We start from the raw sequence: 22,092 nt of genomic DNA, 5'->3' as shown, positions 1-22,092 counted from the left end.
GCCCCGCCCCCCTTCTGCCCTGAAAGGAGCGCGACGCCGAATCGCGAACCGCACCTCGTCAAGGACCGGGCCACAGGCTCCACCGCCCCTCGACGTCCCCTCGCGGCGAATCGCTGCACACAAGCGTGATCAGACGAGTACCGTACGTCAACACCTGTTCGGGGATTTATGGAGTATGCCGGTTTTGCACCGCCTGCGCACGGCCGCGCATCGTGGCACGTGACGGCGCACGCGCGGGCACACCGGGGGCACACCGGCACGGGGGTGCCGCACGGTGATCCAGCCCTGCCGCGGTCGAGGCGTCAGCGCACCCCGAGTGCGACCTCTCCGTACCGCGAGGCCGAAGCGGCGGCGGCGTCGCAGCGGTCGACCTCGCACCAGATCCGCTTGCCGCCGCCCTCCGGCTGCCAGCCCCACCGGTCGGCGAGCCCGTCGACGAGTTCGAGCCCGCGCCCGTTGGTCTCGTCGCCCTCGGCGTGCCGGGGCCGCGGCGGGCGCGTGCTGCGGTCCGTGACCTCCACGCGCACCGTGCCCGGCTCACTGGCGGGCACGCCGGGGAGCAGCATGCGCAGGACGGCCGGACAGCCCGTGTGCACAACGGCGTTGGTGACCAGCTCCGAGATCAGCAGGATGAGCGTCTCGGCCAGCGGCTCGTCCACCGCTATGCCCGACCCGGCGAGCCGTGATCGCGCCCATCTCCGGGCCCGCCCCACTTCCGCGGGGTCCGGTCCGACTTCCAGCTGAACTTGAAGCACCTGCACCGCTCACACCATCCGAACCGGCGGACACAACGCCTCGTGACGCCACAGGGTCACGGAACGTGAGCCCCTGAGGACACAGCATGGTTGACGTACAGACACCCCAACAAGCGCTTCGGGCATATTCCAGCGCGAAGGAGTACGCGTGCGGCATACTGTGCGACGCGCGCCGCGGGGGGTCGAACAGGCGGGCGCTCGGCCGCGTCCTGTGCGACGAGTGGAGCGCGCCACCAGGCACGGAGCCACCTCGGGGGCAACTCCGGCACGGCTCGGCCTCAGGACCACTCGCATCTGACACAAGGTACCGGAGCCGGACGCCGACTCCGCGTCGCGACGAGTCACGCGTAGGACACAACCCGATATCGACGCTCAGTAGCCTTCACGCCGTTTCCGGGTTTCTCACGTCGATCAAGGCGCCTGCCAGCACCGCGTGACGACACGACCCCAACGGGCGACCCGGCTCCCCGGCGCGACGCCCGCCCCGGGGGCGACACCCGCCCGCCGCGTCACAGCGCGGCGGCCAGCAGTTCCTCCGCGCGGGCCGCCGTCGTGCCGAGTCCGGCCCGCACCCAGGCCCGCTTGAGGTGCAGATGCACGTCCGCCTCCCAGGTGAACCCCATGCCGCCGTACACCTGGAGGCAGTCGCGGGCGTTGCGTACGGCGGCGTCGTCGGCGAGGAGCCCGGCCCCGGCGACCTCACCGGGATCGCCCGTGACGGCGGCGGCGTACACGGCGGCACGGGCGACCTCGGTGCGGACGAGCAGGTCGGCGCAGAGGTGCTTGACGGCCTGGAAGGCGCCGATGGGCCGCCCGAACTGCTCCCGCTCGCAGGCGTGTTGGACGGCCAGGTCGCGGGTGCGGCAGGCGGAGCCGAGCTGTTCGGCGGCGTGCAGCAGCGCGGCGCACGGCGATGCGGGCCGCTCGCCGGGGACGCGGTGCAGCGGCGTCAGGGGGTCCACGGACCGCAGGGGCCGCGCGCCGGTGGCGTCGCCCTGGACGACGTCGGCCTCGTCGAGCCAGGGCACGAGCGTGCCGTCCACGGCGGTCACGACCCTCTCGCCGGTCGCCGCTCCCTCGACCTCGCCCGCCGCGAGGAACGTCGTCACCAGGGGCCCGGGCAGCAGCGCCCGCCCGGCCTCCTCGAACAGGAGCACCGCGGCGGGCAGGCCGAGGCCCAGTCCGCCGCGCGCCTCGGGGACGCGCAGGGCGAAGAACCCGGCGTCGCCGACGGCCCGCCACAGCGTCCGGTCGAGCCCGGGCGCGGCCACGGCGGCCCGCAGGGCGTCGCGCCCGAAGCGGCGGTCGAGCAGTGCCCGGAAGGCGTCGCGCAACGCCCGCTGGTCGTCGTCCGGTTGGAGGTCCACGTCGGCCGTCACCGCCCCTTCGGCAGTCCGAGGATCCGCTCGGCCACGATGTTCCGCTGGATCTGCGAGGTGCCCGCGGCGATGGTGTACGACAGCGAGGAGAGCCGTTCCCGCGTCCAGGCGTGGTCCAGATCCAGGGCGCCGTCCCCAAGGACATCGGCAGCGGCCTCGTACAGCTCCTGACGGGCGTGCGAGTAGCGCAGCTTGAACACCGAGCCGCCCACGCCGGGCACGCCGCCGGTGCGCTGGGCCTCGCTCACGTTCCGCTGCGTGAGGCGCCACAGGGCGGTGAACTCGGCGCTCAGGCGGCCGAGCCTGCGGCGAAGGACCGGGTCGTCCCAGCGGCCGTTCACGCGGGCCTCACGGGCGAGTTCGCCGAGCACGCGGCGGCAGGCCACCACCTCTCCGACGAAGGCGGTGCCGCGTTCGAAGGACAGCGTCACCATGGTCACGCGCCAGCCGTCGTTCTCGGCGCCGACCCGGTGGGCGACGGGCACGGGCACCTCGTCGAGGAAGACCTCCGCGAACTCCGTGGACCCGGCGAGCGTCCGCAGCGGCCGTACTGTGACGCCCGGCGCGTCCATCGGCAGGGCGAGCCAGGTGATGCCCCGGTGCTTCGGTGCCTCGGGGTCGGTCCGCACGAGGAGTTCGCACCAGTCGGCGACCTCGGCGTGCGAGGTCCAGACCTTGGAGCCGCTCACCACGTAGTGGTCGCCTTCGCGCCGCGCGCGGGTGCGCAGCGACGCCAGGTCGGACCCGGCGTCCGGTTCGCTGAAGCCCTGGCACCAGACCTCGTCGCCGCGCAGGATCGGCGCCAGCCAGCGCGCCCGCTGCTCGGAGGTGCCCTCGGCGGCGATGGTGGGCCCGGCGTGCAGAAGGCCGACGAAGTTCGCGCCCACGTAGGGCGCCCCGGCGCGCTCGCTCTCCTCCAGGAAGATCATCCGCAGCGTGGGCGAGGCCTTCCAGTGGACGTCCGCGTACCCGGCGTCGTACAGCGCGCGCTGCCAGCCGGTGTCGTACGCGCGCCGCCCCGGCCAGTCCAGCGGGTCGGGCCGCGGCGGCAGCTCGGGCAGCACCTGGGCGAGCCAGCCCCGCAGGCGGGCGCGGAAGTCCTCCTCGTCCTCGGTGTACGAGAGGTCCATCGGGGTCACCCGCCTCGACAGTTTCTGATGGAGTGTCAGGTGGCAGGCTAGCCCCGCGCCTCTGGACCGACAAGGCGTGGCGCCCTACGCTCTGCCCACGATCTGACGGCCCGTCAGTCATGGGTGCCGCCGGACCGTTCCGTCGTCCGGCCGTCCGAGGGGGCTCCCCGTGACCGACACCGCCCACGCACTCGCCGCGAGCCGCACCCTGTGGGAGCTGCTCGAGCGGCGCGCCGCGCTCACGCCCGGCGCGCCCGCCCTCATCCAGGCGGCCGACGACCCCGGCGACGACCGCACCCTCACCTTCGACGGCCTGCGGGAGCGCTGCGAACAGGTCGCCGCGGGCCTGTACGAGCGGGGCGTACGGCCCGGTACCGTCGTCGCCTGGCAGCTGCCCACGCGCATCGAGACGGCCGTGCTCTCCTTCGCCCTGGCCCGGCTCGGCGCCGTCCAGTCCCCCGTCATCCCCTTCCACCGCGACCGCGAAGTCGGCTTCGCGCTGCGCGAGTCGAAGGCCGAGTTCTTCGCGGTGCCCGGGGTCTGGCGGGGCTTCGACCACACGGCGCTGGCCCGCCGCCTCGGCGCGCGCGGGGTCTTCACCGCGTACGACGACCTGCCCGAAGGCGACCCGGGCGTGCTGCCCGAGCCGCCGCGCGACGGCACGGCCGTACGCTGGATCTACTGGACGTCCGGCACGACGTCCGACCCCAAGGGCGTGCTGCACACGGACCGTTCGCTGACCGCGGGCGGCGCGTGCCTCGCCCACGCCCTCAGGCTCTCGCCGGACGACGTCGGCTCCATGGCGTTCCCCTTCGCGCACATCGCGGGGCCCGACTACACGGTGATGCTGCTCCTGTACGGCTTCCCCGCCGTGATGTTCGAGCGGTTCGCGCTGCCGGACGCCCTCGACGGCTACCGGCGGCACGGCGTGACCGTCGCGGGCGGCTCCACCGCCTTCTACTCGATGTTCCTCGCCGAACAGCGCAAGGACCCCGCCCGGCCCCTCATCCCCACCCTCCGGCTGCTCGCGGGCGGCGGCGCCCCGAAGCCGCCCGAGCTGTACCACGCCGTGGTCCGCGAGCTTGGCTGCCGGCTCACCCACGGCTACGGCATGACCGAAGTACCCATGATCACGATGGGCTCCCCCGACGACAGCCCCGAACACCTCGCCACCACCGAGGGCCGCCCGCCCGCGGGCATGGAGATCCGTGTCACCGACACCGCGGGCCGGGTGCTGCCGCCCGGCGAGGACGGCGAGGTGCGGCTGCGCGGCGAGGCCGTCTGCCAGGGTTATCTCGACCCGGCGGCGACCCGCGAGGCCTTCGACGCCGACGGGTTCCTGCGCACCGGCGACCTCGGGCACGTCCTGGCCTCCGGGCACCTGGTGCTCACCGGCCGCGCCAAGGACGTCATCATCCGCAAGGGCGAGAACATCTCCGCCAAGGAGATCGAGGACCTACTGCACGGCCATCCCGCCGTGGCCGACGTGGCGGTGATCGGCCTGCCCGACCCCACCCGCGGCGAACGCGTCTGCGCCGTCGTGGAACGCGCCCCCGGCGCCACCGGCCTGACCATCGCCGAGGCGACGGCCTACCTGCGCGCGGTGGGCCTGTCCGTCCACAAGCTCCCCGAACAGCTGGAACTCGTGGACGAACTGCCGCGCAACGACGCCCTGCGGAAGGTGCTCAAGTACAAACTGCGGGAGCGGTACGCGGACTGAAGACGGCGGCCGGGGCCCGGCCCGCGAAGCCGGGAGCCACGGGTGGGCGGGTGGGAGAAATCCGCCGCGAAGCGGCGGCGAGGCCCCCTACTCGGGGACGGTGAAGTACGACGCGAACGCGGCCAGAACCTGCTCCTCGGTCACGGGCCCGAGGGACTGCGCGGCCAGGGAGGCGATCTCGCGCTGTACGCCGAGCGCCCGCAGGGCCCGCTCCACATCCGCCCCCTGTACAGCCCCGTCGCCGTCCGCCAAGGACAACGCCGCGTGGAGGAACGGCCGCGCGATCTCCGCGAACCGCGCCGGGTTGTCCCGGAGCCGCTTCACGGCCCCGCCCACGAACTCGTCCCGGGTGATCCGCTGGTCCCCGTCGCGGTCGGCGATCCCGGCCATGCCCTGCCAGAACGCCTCGGCCCCGACGTACAGGGCCTGACCCTTCTCGGACCGCGCGGTCACCCCGAACTCGGCGAGCAGCGCAGCGGCCGCCGTGCTGAAGTCCTCACGGGAGATGTAGCCGTTGCCGTCCTGGTCGAAGGTGGCGAAACGGGCCGCGATCTTACGCTCGTACTCGGCACTGTCCATGGTGTTCGGGCCGCCTCACTTCTCATGCGGTGGAGTCTTCCGGCGCGGCCGTGGGCCGTGCCGGACGTCCTTCAGGTATCTGTCCAGCGAGCGTACGACGCCGTCGGCCGCCGGGAGGCGGAAAAGCGGCGCTTGTACCAAGACCGCGGGAATTCTGCGACAAGGGTGTGTCGCGGACGCGCCCGGGCCCGGCGGCGGCGCCGACGCGAGGATGGGCCGCGTCCGCTCGGAACGGTTGTATCAGGAAGCTGATCTTGCCGGGTAGACGGGGTTCCGCTTCTCCCGTCGGCCGCACGCCGGCCGGGGTTCCGCTTCTCCCCCGGGCCCTACGCCGACAAGGGCTCCGCCGCGTCGTCCACGGCCCGCACCGCGTCCGGGTACACCTCGAAGAGGCGCCGTACGCCGAGGGCCGCGAGGACCCGGTTGACGTGCGAGCCCTCGACCGCGCCCTGGGCGGGCAGGATCAGCCGGAGCCGCCCCCGGCACGAGCGCATCAGGCGGCGCGTGGCGATCAGCACACCCACCCCGCTGGAGTCGCAGAACAGCACGTCGGACAGGTCGAGGACCAGGCTGCGGCGGCCCTCCGCCACCGCTTCGTGCACCCGCTGGCGCAGCATCGGCGACGTCAGGAGGTCCATCTCACCCGAGACCCGCAGCACGGCCCAGCCCTGCTGCTCGCCGACGGCAACCTTCAGCGTCACGTGCCACGCCTCTCGTCCACCGAACCCACCGAAACCCTTCCGCTTCCCTGCTTCGCGGCTGCCCCACCGTCGTTCCATGAAACACCAGTCCCCGCCGGGCGCGAGAAGGGGGCTTTGCGGACGAGCCGGTCAATATCATCCACGGCCCCCCCGAAGCCCCGCGTTGCCGCAAAGAGCCGGAAAGCCCGGGGAAAGGCAGGTGCGTCCACGGGGACGCCGACTACATTCGATTCAACGGTGAAGGTGAGCACGGCGAGCGCACGAGGGGGCCGTATGCCGAAGGACGCGCCGCGTCGTTGGGACCGCCGCATGCAGCAGCGGCTCGCGCACGGGGAGGCGGCGGCGCTCGGAGAGCTGTACGACCGCTTCGCCTCGCTCGTGCACGGCCTCGCGCACCGCGTGCTCGGCGACGTCGCGGCGGCCGACCGCATCACGCGTGACGTGTTCACGCACGTGTGGGAGAACCCCGAGGCGTACGACCCCAAGCAGGGTCCGCTGCGCTCCTGGATCGCCACGCTCGCCCACCAGCAGGCCGTACGCCGACTGCGCCAGACCGAGTCCGCCGCGCTCGCCCGGGGCGGCGCGGGCACCACGGAGGAACTGGAGCGCAAGGTGCGCCGCGCCTCCGCCGCCGCCCGCGCGGACTACATCGCCACGGCCATGCCCGCCCCGCTGCGCGCCGCGCTCGAACTGGCCTACTTCCAGCGGCGCGACTACCGCCAGACCGCCGCCGACCTCGGCGTCACCGAGGACGAGGCCCGCCGCAGGCTGCGCCTCGGCCTCCAGCTCCTGTCCACCGCCCACGACGCCACCACGACGGCCTTCGGCGACGAACCGTCCGATCACGGCCACGGCGCGCACGGGTACGGGAGAGCGCTGTGAACTGGCCGGGCCGCCCCGATCCGTACGGCAGCGGAGACGAAGAGCGGGGAGACGCACGGGACGACGCACGGGGTGGCGCGCGCGATGACGGCGGTGTCGGCAAGCCGCGCATACCGGCTCCGCGCGCGTCCGTGGAGGACACCGGCGTGCCCCTGCCCGACGTCGGGCCCGACCCCGGGTCCGGCGAGGCGCCTTCGGGAGCGTCCGCCGAGCCCCTCCTCCTCGACCACCACGTCCTGAAGTCCCTCCTCGGGGCATGGGCGCTCGCCGCCTGTTCCGCGGCGGAGTCCCGGGCCGTCGAGGAGCACCTCGGCGACTGCGGGCCGTGCGCGGAGGAGGCGCTGCGGCTGCGGGACGCCGTCGGGCTCCTGCACCCCGAGGAGAGCCTCGACCTCGACCCCGGCCTGCGCACCCGCGTCCTCGCGAGCTGCCTCGGGCGGCGCCCGCCCCGCATCCCGCTCCCGGAGTGGGCCGCTCCGTACGACGCGGAGACCGCCCGGCTCGACGCGCTGCTCCAGGACATCGGGGACTCCGAGTGGCACGCGCCGGTGCGGCTGCGCTGGTTCGACGACGACCACCCCGTGACCCGCAAGACCACCGTGGCGGGGGTGATCGCCCACCTCCTCGCCGTCGACGGCCTGGTCGGCACCGCGCTCGGCCTCGACGACCCGCTGGGCGCCGGGGCGCCGCCGAGCCTCGAACCGGCGGAGCGCACGGAGGCGTACTGGCGCGCGTCGCAGTTCCCGCCCACGCGGGCGGTACGCGGGCCCTGGCGGGACCAGACGCACGAGCTGATCCGCACAGTGTCCTTCGCGGGCGGCGGGTCCGGGCGGCTCGCGGTGCCGTACGGGGTCGCGCCGGACGTGCCCGGCGGACAGGCCCTGCGGATCGAACTGCCGCTGCGCGACTCCATGCTGGAGCGGGCCTTCGAGTGCTGGATCCACGCGGAGGACATCGCGCAGGCCGTCGACTACCCGTACGAGCCGCCCGCGCCCCGGCATCTGCACCACATGATCGACCTGGCGGCGCGGCTGCTGCCCGCGACGCTCGCCGAGCGGCGGCGGGCAGGGCGGGCGGGTCCGCCGCGGGAGCTGGTGGCCGCGGGGGCGCCGGGGCGCAGCCTGCGCCTGGAGGTCGAGGGCGTCGGGGGCGGGGAGTGGCTGATCCCCCTCGACTCCCCCGGGGCCAGTGGCTCCGCCGACCTGGAGGTCGCGCATGTGGCGCTCGACGGGGTGGAGTTCTGCCGCCTCGCCGCGGGCCACGTGTCCCCCGAGGAGGCGGCCGCAGGCCAGGTCGGCGACCGCGAGGCCATCCGGGACGTCCTCTTCGCCGCAGCGTCCCTGAGCCGCATGTAACGCACCCTCCCGCGGGGCGGGCCGGGGCCCCGGCCCTGGCGGGACAGTTGCGCGGCGCCGAGGGCTGTGCCCACCCGTCCCGCCCTGCGGGACGATTGCCCACAGCGGGGACGAGCGCGCTCCGCGTCGGGGCCGGGCAGGCGAAAGCCGGGGATTGACGGGTGGGCGGGTGGGAGAAGACCCGCCGCGGTAGCGGCGGAGGGGCTAGGCGAAGACGACCGTGCGGTGGCCGTTCAGGAGGATGCGGTGCTCCGCGTGCCACTTGACGGCCCGCGCAAGCGCCTGACACTCGACGTCCCGCCCGATCGCCACCAGCTGCGCGGGAGTCACCTCGTGCCCCACCCGCTCGACCTCCTGCTCGATGATCGGCCCCTCGTCGAGGTCCGCGGTCACGTAGTGCGCGGTGGCACCGATCAGCTTCACGCCCCGCGCGTGCGCCTGGTGATACGGCCGCGCGCCCTTGAAGCTGGGCAGGAACGAGTGGTGGATGTTGATGATCCGCCCGCTGAGCTGCTTGCAGAGGTCGTCCGAGATCACCTGCATGTAGCGGGCGAGCACGACCAGCTCGACGTTCTCGTCCCGGACGAGCTGAAGGAGGCGCGCCTCCGCGTCGGCCTTGGTGTCCTTGGTGACCGGGATGTGGTGGAAGGGAATCCCGTACGAGGCGGACAGTTCGGCGAAGTCCGTGTGGTTGGAGACGACGGCGGCGATCTCCACCGGCAGGGCGCCGATGCGGGAGCGGAAGAGCAGGTCGTTCAGGCAGTGGCCGAACTTGGACACCATCAGGACGATCCGCATCCGCTCGTCCGCCGCGTGGATCTGCCAGTCCATGTGGAAGGAGTCACCGATGGCGGCGAAGCTCGCGCGCAGCTTGTCCAGGGTGACGGGTGACTCCGCCGAGAAGTGGACCCGCATGAAGAACAGCCCGGTGTCGTGGTCGCCGAACTGCTGGCTGTCCTCGATGTTGCAGCCGGTCATGAACAGGTAGCTCGACACGGCGTGCACGATGCCCTGTTTGTCCGGGCAGGAGAGGGTGAGGACGTACTGCTCGGCACGGTCGGTCGTGCGGTCGGTGCGCTTCTCGCTCGCGGCGGCGGGCTGCTCGTTCATCCGCCCAGGGTCCCATATCCGGGCGGACTCCCTGGCCTCGTACCGACCCCGTACCGCGGTGGCTCAGGCCGACCGCGTGAGGATCCGGAGGACCTCGAGGGTGCGCGGCGCGCTGTCCGGGTCGTCGTCGTCACCGGTGGCGAGCCGTACGTGCGCGTCCCGCGCCGCCCGCACCGCCTCCGGCCACCCGGGGTGGTCCAGATACGCGGCGACCGCGGCGTCGGGGCCCACCTCGTGCATGATCCGCAGGACCCGCAGCACGGCCACGTCGACGAGGGCCGCCTCCTGGGAGTCGCGGAAGATCGTCCCGACGTATTTCTCCGCGGACCAGTTGTCCAGCCACGTATCCTCGACGAGGCGGTACACGGCGTCCGTCACGTCGCCGTACTCCTCGCGCCCCGCGAGCCAGCACTCCCGCTGGAACTCCTGGTCGGAGAGCATGTGCAGCGCCGAGCGCACATTGCTGCGCCAGCGCCACCACGGCATGTCGTTCGTTGGCATGGCGCCTATGGTCCTCGACCGACGGCCGCGACGGGAAGAGTTCTCCGAACCTTGCACGGTCATCGATCGTACGTTCCCACATCCTCCCCTCATCGGGGGCCCCACCCGTTCACGCGTTCGTCACGGTCTGTTGGGTGAGCGTCACTCCTCGGTTGGTCCCCTCGCGGCATCGTGCCGGTCCATGGCCGCCTTGCGACGCGTCTTCCTCCCCCGCCCCGCCGAGACCGCGCACCGAGCGCGAAAGGCCGTGCTCAGCGCGGCGGCCCTGGCGGCGTGTGCGTCCCTGACGGCCGGCTGTGGGGTCATCCCCGGTACCACGGGGGGATCCGGGGACGACCCCATCACCGTCATGACCTGGGCGCCGGAGGGCACCCGGGCGACCAACAAGCCGGGCATGCCCGCGATGGCCGAGGCCTTCGCCCGCTGGGTGAACGCGAACGGCGGCCTCGACGGCCACCAGCTCAAGGTCATCACCTGCAACGACCACAACGACCCGGTGGAGGCCGCCGGATGCGCCCGGAAGGCCGTCGAGCGGGACGTGGCCGCGGTCGTCGGCTCGTACAGCCAGCACGCCCGGTCCTTCATGTCCCCGCTGGAGGTCGCGGGCATCCCGTACATCGGCGGCTACGGCCTGACCGACGAGGAGTTCTCCAGCCCGCTGTCCTACCCCGTCAACGGCGGCCAGCCCGCGCTGCTCGCGGGCAACGGACGCCAGCTCGCCGGGGTCTGCGACCGCGTGTCCCTGGTGCGGCCGGACACCACCGCGGGCGACAACCTCTCCAAGCTCCTCGACTCCGGCCTCGCCCAGGGCCACCGCGGCGCCTCCGCCGACATCCGGGCGCCCGAGGACGCCACGGACTACACCGCGCAGGCGCGGCAGGCGCTCGGCAGCTCCGCGCGCGGCGGCAAGAAGGGCTGCGTGGCGGCGGCGCTCGGCGCCCGTACGGACACGTTCTTCGACTCCTTCCGGCGCGTCGAGGACGGCTACCCGGCGGTGCGCACCGCCTCCGTGCTCGGCAGCGTCGACCAGTCCCTGCTCGACCGCACCGGCGGCGCCGACGGCCCGTACGAGGGCGCGTACGTCACCGGCTGGTATCCGGCCGAGGACGACAAGCGCTGGGAGCCGATGCGCGAGGTGATCCGCGAGCACGCCTTCGACGACACCCGCGTGGACGCCTCGGACGCGGGCGTGCAGACGACCTGGATCGCGTACACCGTGCTGCGGCAGGCGGTCGAGTCGCTGAACGGCGCGGAGGTGACGCCGCGCGCCCTGCGCAAGACCCTCGATCAGGGCCTGCGCGTGGACACCGGCGGCCTCACGCCCATGCTGAGCTGGCGCTTCAAGGACATGCTCGCGGCCGGCGAGTACCCGCGTCTGGTGAACGCGGACGTGACCTTCCAGGTGGTGCGCGACGGCCGCCTGATGGTGGCGCGCAGGTCGTTCGTGAACGTGCAGCAGACCCTGGAGTCCGTCCGCTGACCTGGCGCCCCGCCTAGAGCTGCGTCGGGTTCCGCTTGGTCAGGCCGTGCTTGTCGGCGATCGCGTTCCACAGGGCCGCGGCCTGGCGCTTGGCCTTGGTGGCCTCGCCGCTCGCGCGGTTGCCCGCCGCCGTCTGCGGGGTGGTGCGCGCGCGGCCCTTGTGGCAGCCCTTCTTGCCGCGGACCTGGTCGGCCCAGGCGGCGTAGTGGTTGTCGGCCGAAGCGGAGGCCTTCCAGGCGCGGTTCAGCTCGGCGGTCAGGCGTCCGTTCGACGGCAGCTTGTCGACGGTCAGCCCGGACAGGCGGCCCACCAGGCCGTTGCGCTGCTTGGCCGCGTCGCGCAGGTCGGCAGCGGAGGAGCGCAGGTTCTTGCACGAGCCCACGTTGCGCACGGCCCTGATCACGGACTCGCGGCTGTCGTTGCTGTCCGCGAGGAGCCTGTCGAGGGCGGCGGCCTGCCGCTTGACGGGGTCGGGCGACGGGGACGGCTTCGTGCTCTTCTTGTCGTCCGGAGCTTTCGACGAGGTCGTGGCGAGGGGCGCTTCGTTGTCGGCGTTCTCCGCCTTCGCGTCGCCGCCGCCCCCGGCCATCATCGCGCCCGCGCCGACACCGAGCACGGCGATGGCCACGCCGATGGCGACGAGCAGCGGGGTCTTGGATCCCGTGCGCCCCTTACGGCGCGAGGCGGGTTCCGGCACCGGGTCCTGCGCCGCCGCGGCGGCCGGGACGAGGGGCATCTGCTGGGTCGAGGACGCGCCCTCCGGCTCCCGGCGGAAGAGACTGTCGAACTCGGCGGGCGGCTGCCGCTCGCCGTACCCCCCGGCAGCCGCGGGCGGGGCGGCCGGGCCCTCGTCCGTGACGGGGGCGATGAACTGGGTAGGCGCGTTGTCGCCGTGGAAGGCGGGCTCTTCCGGTACGACGTCCGCGGCGCCGCCGAGGAACTGCGTGGAGTCGGCCCGCCCGAGGAACTGCGTGGCGTCGCCCGCGGGCATCTCGGGCGGCAGCGCGCCGGGGGCGACCGGGGGTATGTACTGCGTGGCCTGGGCGTCGGGCCCACCGGGCGAGCCCATCGGCTGGCTCATCGGCCGGCCCGGTGCCTGCCCCGTCGCAGGGCCCGGTGCCTGCCCCGGCGTCTGTCCCGGCGACGGGAAGTACGCGTCCTGCCCGACGGGCGGCAGCGGCCCGCCGTGCGGTGCGGGCGGAAACGTCTCGCCGTAGGTCCGCCCGCCCTGCCCCGGAGGAGGCAGCGGCTGCCCGTGCTGCTCCGGCGGCAGGGCTCCCGGCCCGCCCCCGTACGACTGCTGCGGCGGCGCGGCGGGCGGCAGGGGCGCGCCCTCGGGGGGCAGCGGCACCCCGCCCGTCGGGCGCGGCGTGTCGTCCTGGGCGGCCCAGGCCTGGCCCTCGCCCCAGGACGGGCCCGTGCCCGCGGGTGGCTGGGGGGTCTCCGGACCCCACGGCTCGCCCCAGGGGCTGCCGACCGGCGGGGCCGCCTGGTGGCCGCCGGGCATCAGGGGCTCGCCACCGTCCGCGGGCAGCACGATGCCCTCGTGGGCGTGCCGCTCCGCGGGCTGCCGCGGGTCGGAGGACGCGGCGCCCTGACCGCTCTGCTGCGTCACCGGGACTCCTACTTATGGGGGACCTTCGGAACGTCGGCTCACGCTACCGGGTCCCTGTGGCCGTCTGCCACGCAGCTCAGAGCACTCGGACGACGCCTTTGTCACAGACGCCGCGGGAGTAACGGAAGTTGCGCGGGAGACGCTGTTCACGGGGCGCGACGGCCACAGCGGGCGTGACCGGTCGCCCCACGCGCGCCTCCCGCCGACGTCAGGCGGCCTGTAGCTCGACGCGGGCGCCGAACTCCCGCACCACCGGCTCCTCCCGGTACGGCTCAAGGCGCTGCTGGAAGTCGTCCAGGTACTCCGCGCCGCGGTTCGACCGGAGGGTGCCGAGCAGCTCCACGGCCTTCAGGCCGGTGTGGCAGGCCTGCTCCACGTCACGCCGCTGCACCTGCGCGGTGGCGAGCAGCACGAGGCCGATCGCGCGCCGCCGCGCGCGGGTCTCGGGATGCCCGGCGAGGGCCTCCTCCGCGCGCCTGGCCGCCGCGTCCGCCTGCCCCAGGTCCCGGTGGCAGTGCGCCAGTTCGTCCGCCAGATAGGCCTGGTCGAAGTGGCGGATCCAGACCGGGTCGTCGCCGGACTGCTCGCCGCCGACGGCCCGCTCCATCGCCTCGACCGCGCGACCCGCGACGGCCTGCGTCGACCGGGCGTCGCCGAGCAGCGCGTGCCCCCGGGCCTCGGCCGCGTAGAACATGGACTCCGCGCGCGGGGTGACGCGCCCGCGCGCCCCCTCCTGCGCCGCCCGCGCGAGCTGCGCGATCTCGCGGGGGTTGCCGAGCTGGGCGGCGAGGTGGCTCATCGACGCCGCCAGGACATAGCCGCCGTACCCGCGGTCGCCCGCGGCCTGGGCCAGGCGCAGGGCCTGGATGTAGTACCGCTGGGCGAGGCCGGGCTGGCCCGTGTCCACCGCCATGTATCCGGCCAGCTCCGTCAGGCGGGCCACGGCCGCGAACAGTTCGCGCCCCACCGCTTCCCGGTACGAGCCCGCGAGCAGCCCGGAGACGACGGAGTTCAGATAGTGCACGACGACCGGTCGCACGTGTCCACTGCCGTACTGGTGGTCCAGTTGCGTCAGTGCCTCCGTCATGGCCTTGACCGCCGCCACGTCCGACAGGCCCACGCGCGGCCCGGCCGTCCGGCCCACCTGCGGGTCCGGTGACGAGATCAGCCAGTCACGGCTCGGCTCGACGAGCGCGGACGCGGCCACGGAGGAGCCGGACAGGAAGTCCCTGCGCCCCACGTCGCTGCGCCACAGCTCGCAGACCTGCTCGATCGCGCCGAGAACGGTGGGCGAGAACTGAAGGCCCACACCGGAGGCGAGGTTCTTGCCGTTCGCCATGCCGATCTCGTCGATCGTGACCGTGCGCCCCAGCTTGCGGCCGAGCGCCTCCGCGATGATGCCGGGGGCGCGCCCGCGCGGCTGCTGCCCGCGCAGCCAGCGCGCCACCGACGTCTTGTCGTAACGAAGATCGAGACCGTGCTCCGCCCCGCACATGTTGACGCGGCGGGCCAGACCGGCGTTCGAGCAGCCGGCTTCCTGAATGAGTGCTTGCAGCCGTTCATTGGGCTGCCGCGCGACGAGTGGCCTGGCGGCCATGGCGTACCCCCTGTGTGCACCGTGGACCATCTGGTACTTCGGGTCGAATGGCGAATGAGGAACGGTCCCGGACTGGTCCGTCCGAGCCGCCCAGATGATCAATGCCCGGGAAACAACCGGAAGATGCACCACAAACACCCACAAACGCACCACACCCTGCTACAAGGCATCGCAATACATCGCAACATGGCACAACGCGTCACACGTCAGCGAGCCGGGTGAACTTGGGTGAACTCCGACTGCCCCTGGACGTGGCTACCCGCGCTCGGACCCCCTTGCCCATGCGCGCCCCCACTCGTGCACCCATGCGCCCCGCAGCGGGAACGATGCTCCTCCCCCGCGCACATGACGGGCCGTAACCGGAGCTGACGAGCGGAAGTTGAGGTCTCCGTGGAAGAGACCATCGGAGTCACGTCAGCCGCGCAGATCCCGAAGCAGCGCGGAGAGGCCCTTCAGGATTCAGCCGTACGGTACGCGGAGGAACGGCACTGGGACGTCTTCCCCGGCGCCTGGCTCGAATCCGTCGACGGTACGTGGCGCTGCTCGTGCGGCGACGCCGCGTGCCCCGCGCCCGGCGCGCACGCCGTGCGCGACGACTGGCCCACGCAGGCCACGGGCAGTGCGACCGTCGCCCGGCGCCTCTGGTCGAAGCAGCCGAACGCCTCGATCCTGCTTCCGACAGGCCGTACGTTCGACGCCGTCGACGTCCCCGAGACCGCCGGGTTCCTCGCCCTGGCCCGCATGGAGCGCATGGAGCTGACGCTCGGCCCGGTCACGTGCACGCCCGACCGGCGCATGCAGTTCTTCGTCCTTCCCGGCGCCGCCGCGAAGGTTCCCGACCTCGTCCGCAAGCTCGGCTGGCCGCCCGCGACCCTCGACCTCGTCACCCTCGGTGAGGGCGCGTACGTGGCCGCGCCGCCCACGCGTTTCGGCGCCTCCGGTGCCGTGCAGTGGGCCTGCCGCCCCACCGCGGCCAACCGCTGGCTCCCGGACGCGGAGGAAATCATCTCCCCCTTGGCCTACGCCTGCGGCCGGGAGGCCCGCCGGAGGTAGGAACCGGGTCCCGCGTCACCGACGTATCGTGCGCACACGGACGACGGCGGCGACGGCAAAGGGGCACCCGTGACCCACGCGGCGGTACGCGTAGAGAACCTGTGGAAGGCCTTCGGCACGCAAGTCGCCGTGGCCGGGGTCGACCTCACCCTGCCCGCGGGCAAGTTCGTCGGCCTCGTCGGCCCGAACGGCGCGGGCAAGACCACCACCCTCTCCATGGTCACCGGCCTCCTGCGCCCCGACCAGGGCACGGTCGAGGTCGTCGGCCACGACGTGTGGCGGGACCCGGCCGAGGTCAAGGCCCGCATCGGCGTCCTGCCCGAAGGTCTGCGCCTGTTCGAGCGGCTGTCCGGACGCGAACTCCTCGCGTACACCGGGCGGCTGCGCGGCCTGGCGGGCACGGAGGTCGACAAGCGCGCGACCCAGCTCCTGGACGTGCTCGACCTCGCGGGCTCCCAGCACAAGCTCGTCGTCGACTACTCCACCGGCATGCGCAAGAAGCTCGGCCTGGCCGCGGCGCTCCTGCACAACCCCGAAGTGCTCTTCCTCGACGAGCCGTTCGAAGGCGTCGACCCGGTGTCGGCGCAGATCATCCGCGGCGTCCTGGAGCGGTACACCGCGTCCGGCGCCACCGTCGTCTTCTCCAGCCACGTCATGGAACTGGTGGAGTCCCTGTGCGACTGGGTCGCCGTCATGGCGGCGGGCCGCATCCGCGCACAAGGCCCGCTCGCCGAGGTCCGCGGCGACGCCCCCTCCCTCCAGCAGGCCTTCCTCGAACTCGTCGGCGCGCACGGCCGCGACACCGGCTCCGACCTCGACTGGCTCGGCGGCGGCACCCGATGACGCGCCCGCCCGCCACCGCGCCCGGCCCCGCCACCGCGCCCGCCGCCCCCGTCGCGACCGGGCTCGTCCCCGTCCTCGTACGACTGAAGCTCTCGCTCCTGCGCAACGGCCTGCGCCAGTCCACCGGCCGCCGCGCCGCCTACGTGGCGTCCGCGGTGATCGCCCTGCTCGTCGCCGCGCTCCAGCTCCTCGGCCTGGTCCTGCTGCGCGGCGACCCGCACGCCGCCACGGTCTGTGTCCTGCTCGTCGCGGTCCTCGCGCTCGGCTGGGCGGTGCTGCCGCTGTTCTTCCCCAGCGGCGACGAGACCCTCGACCCCACCCGCCTGGTGATGCTGCCGCTGCGCCCGCGTCCCCTGGTACGCGCGCTGCTCGTCGCCTCCCTCGTCGGCATCGGGCCCCTTTTCACGCTGTGCCTGGCGCTCGGCGCGGTGATCGCGGTGGCGCGGGGCGGCGCGGCCGTCGCGGTGGGCGTGGTGGCCGTGCCGCTCGTGCTGCTGCTGTGCGTCGCGCTCGCCCGCGCCGTCGCCGCCGCGAACGTCCGCCTCCTCACCAGCCGCAAGGGCCGCGACCTGGCCGTCCTCAGCGGCCTCGTCATCGCCGTCGGGGCGCAGCTCGTCAACTTCGGGGCGCAGCGCATCGGTTCGTCGGACGCGGGCCTCGGGGAGCTGGACCCGGCGGCGGACGTCGTCGCCTGGATCCCGCCGGCCTCCGCCCTGTCGGCCGTGCACGAGACCGGCGAGGCCCGCTACGGCCCCGCCGCCGCCCAACTCGCCCTGTCCCTGGCGGCCCTGGCCCTCCTGCTGCGCCTGTGGCAGCGCAGCCTGACCCGGCTGATGACCGCCCCGGACGGCTCCACGCTCGCCGCGGCCGAGCCGGCCCGCACCCGCCGTGGCCGCGGCCTCGCCGGGCTGCTTCCGCCCGGCCGCACCGGCACCGTCATGGAGCGCACCCTGCGCTATGTGTGGCGCGACCCGAAGACGAAGGCCGCCTGGGTCACCTCCCTCGCCATCGGCCTCATCGTGCCGCTCTTCAACGCCCTCCAGGGCACCGGATCCGTCTACTTCGCCTGCTTCGCCGCGGGCATGCTCGGCGTCCAGATGTACAACCAGTTCGGCCAGGACACCTCCGCGTTCTGGATGGTGGCGATGACCATCGCATCGACGCGCGACGCGTACGACGAACTGCGGGCCCGCGCCTACGCCCTCCTGGTGGTCACGCTCCCCTACGCCGTCCTCGTGACCGTCCTGACCACGGCGCTCCTCGGCGCCTGGCACGCCCTGCCCGAAGCACTCGGGCTCTCCTGCGCGCTGCTCGGCGCCATGCTGGCCACCGGCGCCTGGTCCTCGGCCCGCTTCCCGTACTCCATCCCGCAGGAGGGCTACAAGAACGTGGCGCCCGGCCAGGCGGGCCTCGCGTGGATCTCCATCTTCGGCGGGATGCTCTGCGCCGCCGCCCTGTGCGCCCCCGCGCTCACCCTCGCCATCTGGCTGCACGCGTCGGGCCGCGGCTCCTGGTCCTGGCTGCTGCTGCCCGTCGGCGCGGCCTACGGCGCCGCCGTCACCGTCCTCGGCCTGCGGCTGGCGGCGCCCCGCGTGGCCGCGCGGCTCCCGGAGATCCTGACGGCGGTCAGCAAGGGGTGACCCGTGCACCCGCAGATCCCGCAGATCCCGTAGATCCCGCAGATCCCGCAGATCCCGCAGATCCCGCAGATCCCGTAGATCCCGTAGATCCCGTAGATCCCGTAGATCCCGCGGACCCCGGAAAACACAGCAACCCGCGAGCCTGGTCCCCCTCGCCCCTGGGGGCGGGAGGAGCCGGCCGGACGTACCGGCGGCTCGCGGGTCGGGTGACTGCTGTGGATTGGCCGGCTGCGCGCCTGTCTCACGCGCTGGTCCGGCACCGCACTGAGCGTGGTGGCGGGCCGCTAGCCCGCAGCCACCTCTTCCGTCCGGTTTCCATACATCTGCCGAACCACCTCCTCTCCGAAGTAACACCCACCCTAGGAACCGATCCGGGGGCGTTCAACTGTTTTTCCGCGTGCCGGGACTCACAACGATTTGCCTCAACTTCCGGGAACCTACTGTGGTCCGCGTCACGTTCGAGTTGAATGATCTGACGTGCAGCACACTCAGCTCATGCGGAAGAGAACGTGGCCTGCAGGGGGTTCCAGGTGAGTGCTTCCCGACAGAGCGGGACGACGGACGAACTGGGCCCGGAAGAGCCCGAGCCCGGCGGCGCCGAACTGCTCGCGGCACTGCTCGACGGGATGGACGCGGCGCTGTGCGCCTTCGACTCCGACGGCGTGGTGACGCACTGGAACCGCGAGGCGGAGCGGATCCTCGGCTGGTCCGCCGCCGAGGCCGTCGGGCGGCGCGGGTTCGCCGGGTGGGCCGTGCGGCCCGCCGACGCCGAGGAGGTCGAGGAGCGCCTCCTGGCCGCCATGCACGCCCCCGGCCGCCAGGTGCACGAGTTCGCGCTCCTCACCAAGGGCGGCGGACGCGTCCTCGTCCGCACCCAGTCCGCGGCCGTGCGCGGCGGCGACGGCAAGCCCGCCGGGGTGTACTGCGCCTTCAGCGAAGTCCACGCGCAGATCGACCTGGAGCGGTCCATCGCCCTCAGCGAGGCCCTGTTCGAGCACGCCGCCTGGGGCGTCGTCCTCGTCGACGCCGACCTCAGGCCCGCCGTCGTCAACGAACACGCCGCCCGGCTGCTCGGCATCGGCCGCACCGCGCTGCTCGGGCGGCCCCTCGGCGAGGTGCTGCTCCAGGGCGTCGAGGAGCTGGAGAGCGCTCTCGCGCACGTCCTGGCCGAGGGCGCGCCGCCCGCGCCCGCCGAGATGTGGGTGACCGCGCGCGGCGAGGGCGGCGAGGCCGAGCGCCGGTGCTGGCGCAGCGGCTTCCTGCGGCTCGGCTCGCCGCTCGCGGAGGAACCGGTGCCGCTGGGCGTCGGCTGGCTCTTCCGGGACGTCACGGACGCCAAGCGGGCCGAGCAGGAGGCCGCGAAGCTGCGCTTCCGCTCGCAGCAACTGCACCGCTCCGCGCGGGCCGCCGCCGAGTGCGAGGACCCGATGGAGGCCGCCACCGTCCAGCTCGACTTCGCCCTCGCCGGGTTCGCCGACCACGCCCTGATCGACCTCCTCACCGCCACCGAGCCCGCGGTGCGCCTTGTCCGGGCCGCGGCGACGCCCGCCGGGTCGCCCGGGCCCTGCCTGCCCGCCGACAAGGCCGGCCTTCCCGTGCGCTATCCGGAGGGGCACCCGGCGGCGCAGTGCGTGGAGCGGGCCGGCTCGGTGCGCGCCAGCGCGGGGCTCGCGGCGCCCGAGCGGGCCCGCGAGTGGGCGGCGGCCCGCCAGTGGCCCGACTCCTCCGTGCACGCGCTGTGCGCGGTGCTGCGCAGCCGGGGGCGGACGGTGGGTGTCGTGACGTTTCTACGAGGAGGGGCCCGGACGCAGTTCGAGCGGGCGGACGCGGTGTACGCGGAGAGCGTGGCCGCCCGCATCGCCGCCGCCCTCGACCTGGCGGCGGCCCTCGGGGGCTAGGGGGCTATGGGGCTAGGGGCCTAGGGGCCGCCCTCGCGGCGGCTGCGGCCCGGGGGGTCAGTGGCGGTAGAAGATCCGGTCGCCGTACTCCTGGAAGACGCGGCCGTTCCAGTCGTGGCCCCCGTCCACGTTCCCCGAGCGGAGCAACGGGGGCTGAATCCCTCGCCCCGCGAGCCCCGCGGCCGCCGTGGCCATCATGGCCTGCATCAACGCGCTGGCGACTATCGTGGAGGCGGGTCCGAAGGGCGCATCCACGGAGTCCAGGGTCAGCTCCGCGTCGCCGACGGCGATCTTCGAGTCGAGCACGACGTCGCAGTGGTCCTTCAGGAAGGTGCCGGAGGCGTGCCGCGCCTTCGTCTCCCGCGCGTACGCCACCGAGGTCACGCCGATGACCTTCAGGCCGAGCGCGCGGGCGTTCACGGCCATCTCGACGGGCAGGGAGTTCCGCCCGGACAGGGAGATGATCACGAGGACGTCGCCGGGCCGCACCGGGCTGGAGTCGAGGACGGCGCCCGCGAGGCCGTCCACCCGCTCCAGGGCGGAGCCGAGGGTCGCGGGCATGACGTCGACGCCGACGACGCCCGGCACGGACAGCAGGTTCATCAGGGCGAGCCCGCCCGCGCGGTAGACGACGTCCTGCGCGGCCAGCGAGGAGTGCCCGGCGCCGAAGGCGAAGAGGCGCCCGTCGGCGGCGACGGCGTCGGCGATCAGCTCGCCCGCGGCGGTGATCGCGGCGGCCTCCTCGTCGCGCACCCGCTCCAGGAGCCCGATCGCGGCGTCCAGGTACCGCCCGGCGAGCCCGGCATCACCGGGTCCTTCCGCGCCGCCGTCCCGCGTACCGTTGGTCATCCGCGAAACCCCTTCGTCCCGCCGCGTCCCGTCGTGTCGCGGATCACGGTGCGGTCTGAACCAGCGCCCTGTCAATACGGGCTCACAGCGCCTCTTCACCCGGCGCGGCCCAGTTGTCGGTGGTATGGGTCAGAATTGAGGGCAGGGCCAGCGCACGAGCGAATTCTGAGGGGCGACCCATGTCGGGGCTTATTGACACCACTGAGATGTACCTGCGCACCATCCTCGAATTGGAGGAGGAGGGTGTCGTCCCCATGCGCGCCCGCATCGCCGAGCGGCTCGACCAGAGCGGCCCGACGGTGAGCCAGACCGTGGCGCGGATGGAGCGCGACGGCCTGGTGGCCGTCGCGAGCGACCGGCACCTGGAGCTGACCGAGGAGGGCCGCCGCCTGGCCACGCGCGTCATGCGCAAGCACCGCCTCGCCGAGTGCCTCCTGGTCGACGTGATCGGCCTGGAGTGGGAGCAGGTGCACGCCGAGGCCTGCCGCTGGGAGCACGTGATGAGCGAGGCGGTCGAGCGCCGCGTCCTGGAGCTGCTCCGCCACCCCACCGAGTCGCCGTACGGCAATCCGATCCCGGGCCTCGAAGAGCTGGGCGAGAAGGACGGCGCCGACCCGTTCCTGGACGAGGGAATGGTCTCCCTCATCGACCTCGACCCGGGCACGGACGGCAAGACGGTCGTGGTGCGCCGCATCGGCGAGCCGATCCAGACGGACGCGCAGCTGATGTACACGCTGCGGCGCGCGGGCGTGCAGCCCGGTTCCGTGGTGAGCGTGACGGAGTCGGCGGGCGGTGTGCTCGTCGGCAGCAGCGGCGAAGCCGCGGAGCTGGCGGCGGACGTGGCCTCGCACGTCTTCGTCGCCAAGCGCTGAGACCGGCGCACCGGGCTCCGGCCCGCCTCGGCACGGGTGTCGACGGCCGTTACCACAGCGGCACTTGAGGCGGGCCGGAGACGTGACCGGAGACGTGCCGGAGTCCAAGATTCAGTGTGCCGAATCGCAGCGC

At 73.6% G+C, this 22,092-nt stretch carries 19 protein-coding genes; 9 read left to right on the top strand and 10 right to left on the bottom strand.

Annotation, left to right across the window (positions count from 1 at the left end; all coding sequences use genetic code 11):
• Positions 1-302: 302 nt before the first annotated feature.
• The 3 genes from AC07GB_RS26370 to AC07GB_RS26360 all read right to left on the bottom strand — a co-directional run bounded on the left by AC07GB_RS26370 (position 303) and on the right by AC07GB_RS26360 (position 3,264).
• Entirely contained in the window at positions 303-761 is a 459-nt protein-coding gene (locus AC07GB_RS26370; RefSeq protein ID WP_478849542.1) for an ATP-binding protein, read from the bottom strand.
• A gap of 503 nt (positions 762-1,264) precedes the next feature.
• The gene (locus AC07GB_RS26365) at positions 1,265-2,134 is read right to left on the bottom strand and encodes an acyl-CoA dehydrogenase family protein (protein ID WP_478849540.1); all 870 of its coding nucleotides are present in this window, start codon (positions 2,132-2,134) and stop codon (positions 1,265-1,267) included.
• Entirely contained in the window at positions 2,131-3,264 is a 1,134-nt protein-coding gene (locus AC07GB_RS26360; protein ID WP_478849538.1) for an acyl-CoA dehydrogenase family protein, read from the bottom strand. The genes AC07GB_RS26365 and AC07GB_RS26360 overlap by 4 nt, the downstream gene beginning before the upstream one ends.
• Before the next feature lie 169 nt (positions 3,265-3,433).
• Between AC07GB_RS26360 and AC07GB_RS26355 the strand changes: the two genes are divergently transcribed.
• Positions 3,434-4,984: a class I adenylate-forming enzyme family protein gene (locus AC07GB_RS26355; RefSeq protein WP_478849536.1), complete on the top strand. Its 1,551-nt coding sequence runs from the start codon at positions 3,434-3,436 to the stop codon at positions 4,982-4,984.
• Between the two features lie 87 nt (positions 4,985-5,071).
• Here the strand turns inward: AC07GB_RS26355 and AC07GB_RS26350 are convergent, their stop codons facing one another.
• Entirely contained in the window at positions 5,072-5,563 is a 492-nt protein-coding gene (locus tag AC07GB_RS26350; RefSeq protein ID WP_478849533.1) for an EF-hand domain-containing protein, read from the bottom strand.
• Between the two features lie 326 nt (positions 5,564-5,889).
• Complete coding sequence (locus AC07GB_RS26345; protein ID WP_478849531.1) at positions 5,890-6,264, bottom strand: STAS domain-containing protein; 375 nt, start codon at positions 6,262-6,264, stop codon at positions 5,890-5,892.
• Positions 6,265-6,537: 273 nt separating this feature from the next.
• Between AC07GB_RS26345 and AC07GB_RS26340 the strand changes: the two genes are divergently transcribed.
• Complete coding sequence (locus AC07GB_RS26340; protein WP_478849529.1) at positions 6,538-7,146, top strand: sigma-70 family RNA polymerase sigma factor; 609 nt, start codon at positions 6,538-6,540, stop codon at positions 7,144-7,146.
• Entirely contained in the window at positions 7,143-8,501 is a 1,359-nt protein-coding gene (locus AC07GB_RS26335) for an MDMPI N domain containing protein (RefSeq protein ID WP_478849527.1), read from the top strand. The genes AC07GB_RS26340 and AC07GB_RS26335 overlap by 4 nt, the downstream gene beginning before the upstream one ends.
• A 204-nt stretch (positions 8,502-8,705) precedes the next feature.
• Here the strand turns inward: AC07GB_RS26335 and purU are convergent, their stop codons facing one another.
• Positions 8,706-9,611 carry a formyltetrahydrofolate deformylase gene (gene purU / locus AC07GB_RS26330; RefSeq protein ID WP_478849525.1) on the bottom strand — a complete coding sequence of 302 codons (906 nt, stop codon included), beginning with the start codon at positions 9,609-9,611 and terminating at the stop codon, positions 8,706-8,708.
• Positions 9,612-9,674: 63 nt separating this feature from the next.
• On the bottom strand, positions 9,675-10,175 hold the full coding sequence (locus AC07GB_RS26325) for an SCO4402 family protein (protein WP_478849524.1): 501 nt from the start codon (positions 10,173-10,175) through the stop codon (positions 9,675-9,677).
• 118 nt (positions 10,176-10,293) lie between these two features.
• Here AC07GB_RS26325 and AC07GB_RS26320 point away from each other — a divergent pair, with 118 nt between their 5' ends.
• On the top strand, positions 10,294-11,592 hold the full coding sequence (locus tag AC07GB_RS26320) for an ABC transporter substrate-binding protein (RefSeq protein WP_478849522.1): 1,299 nt from the start codon (positions 10,294-10,296) through the stop codon (positions 11,590-11,592).
• 13 nt (positions 11,593-11,605) lie between these two features.
• On the opposite strand, the gene AC07GB_RS26315 is transcribed toward AC07GB_RS26320, so the two are convergent.
• Both AC07GB_RS26315 and AC07GB_RS26310 read right to left on the bottom strand, forming a co-directional pair.
• A complete protein-coding gene (locus AC07GB_RS26315; RefSeq protein WP_478849520.1) occupies positions 11,606-13,207 on the bottom strand; it encodes a hypothetical protein in 1,602 nt (533 codons plus the stop codon).
• 208 nt (positions 13,208-13,415) lie between these two features.
• Positions 13,416-14,804: a transcriptional regulator gene (locus AC07GB_RS26310; RefSeq protein WP_478849518.1), complete on the bottom strand. Its 1,389-nt coding sequence runs from the start codon at positions 14,802-14,804 to the stop codon at positions 13,416-13,418.
• Positions 14,805-15,194: 390 nt separating this feature from the next.
• Between AC07GB_RS26310 and AC07GB_RS26305 the strand changes: the two genes are divergently transcribed.
• From AC07GB_RS26305 to AC07GB_RS26290, 4 genes are all read left to right on the top strand, one after another.
• On the top strand, positions 15,195-15,857 hold the full coding sequence (locus tag AC07GB_RS26305; RefSeq protein ID WP_399615398.1) for a bifunctional DNA primase/polymerase: 663 nt from the start codon (positions 15,195-15,197) through the stop codon (positions 15,855-15,857).
• A 69-nt stretch (positions 15,858-15,926) separates the two neighbouring features.
• Complete coding sequence (locus tag AC07GB_RS26300; protein ID WP_478849516.1) at positions 15,927-16,700, top strand: ABC transporter ATP-binding protein; 774 nt, start codon at positions 15,927-15,929, stop codon at positions 16,698-16,700.
• Complete coding sequence (locus AC07GB_RS26295) at positions 16,697-18,340, top strand: transporter (RefSeq protein ID WP_478849514.1); 1,644 nt, start codon at positions 16,697-16,699, stop codon at positions 18,338-18,340. Before AC07GB_RS26300 ends, AC07GB_RS26295 begins: the two co-directional genes overlap by 4 nt.
• A gap of 530 nt (positions 18,341-18,870) precedes the next feature.
• Entirely contained in the window at positions 18,871-20,238 is a 1,368-nt protein-coding gene (locus AC07GB_RS26290) for a PAS domain-containing protein (protein WP_478849512.1), read from the top strand.
• A gap of 57 nt (positions 20,239-20,295) precedes the next feature.
• On the opposite strand, the gene AC07GB_RS26285 is transcribed toward AC07GB_RS26290, so the two are convergent.
• A complete protein-coding gene (locus AC07GB_RS26285; RefSeq protein WP_478849510.1) occupies positions 20,296-21,087 on the bottom strand; it encodes an SIS domain-containing protein in 792 nt (263 codons plus the stop codon).
• Positions 21,088-21,266: 179 nt separating this feature from the next.
• Here AC07GB_RS26285 and AC07GB_RS26280 point away from each other — a divergent pair, with 179 nt between their 5' ends.
• A complete protein-coding gene (locus AC07GB_RS26280; protein WP_030361523.1) occupies positions 21,267-21,959 on the top strand; it encodes an iron-dependent transcriptional repressor DtxR in 693 nt (230 codons plus the stop codon).
• The last annotated feature ends 133 nt before the right edge of the window (positions 21,960-22,092 follow it).

The organism is Streptomyces sp. NPDC045778, from assembly GCF_056431945.1.
This window is presented reverse-complemented; position numbering and strand designations above follow the sequence as displayed.

Bases quoted from the DNA above. Each gene is read 5' to 3' on its own strand.
- AC07GB_RS26350 (WP_478849533.1), bottom strand. From the start codon at position 5,563: ATGGACAGTGCCGAGTACGAGCGTAAGATCGCGGCCCGTTTCGCCACC.
- AC07GB_RS26360 (WP_478849538.1), bottom strand. From the start codon at position 3,264: ATGGACCTCTCGTACACCGAGGACGAGGAGGACTTCCGCGCCCGCCTG.
- purU (WP_478849525.1), bottom strand. From the start codon at position 9,611: ATGAACGAGCAGCCCGCCGCCGCGAGCGAGAAGCGCACCGACCGCACG.
- AC07GB_RS26325 (WP_478849524.1), bottom strand. From the start codon at position 10,175: ATGACCGTGCAAGGTTCGGAGAACTCTTCCCGTCGCGGCCGTCGGTCG.
- AC07GB_RS26310 (WP_478849518.1), bottom strand. From the start codon at position 14,804: ATGGCCGCCAGGCCACTCGTCGCGCGGCAGCCCAATGAACGGCTGCAA.
- AC07GB_RS26295 (WP_478849514.1), top strand. From the start codon at position 16,697: ATGACGCGCCCGCCCGCCACCGCGCCCGGCCCCGCCACCGCGCCCGCC.
- AC07GB_RS26320 (WP_478849522.1), top strand. From the start codon at position 10,294: ATGGCCGCCTTGCGACGCGTCTTCCTCCCCCGCCCCGCCGAGACCGCG.
- AC07GB_RS26280 (WP_030361523.1), top strand. From the start codon at position 21,267: ATGTCGGGGCTTATTGACACCACTGAGATGTACCTGCGCACCATCCTC.
- AC07GB_RS26285 (WP_478849510.1), bottom strand. From the start codon at position 21,087: ATGACCAACGGTACGCGGGACGGCGGCGCGGAAGGACCCGGTGATGCC.
- AC07GB_RS26340 (WP_478849529.1), top strand. From the start codon at position 6,538: ATGCCGAAGGACGCGCCGCGTCGTTGGGACCGCCGCATGCAGCAGCGG.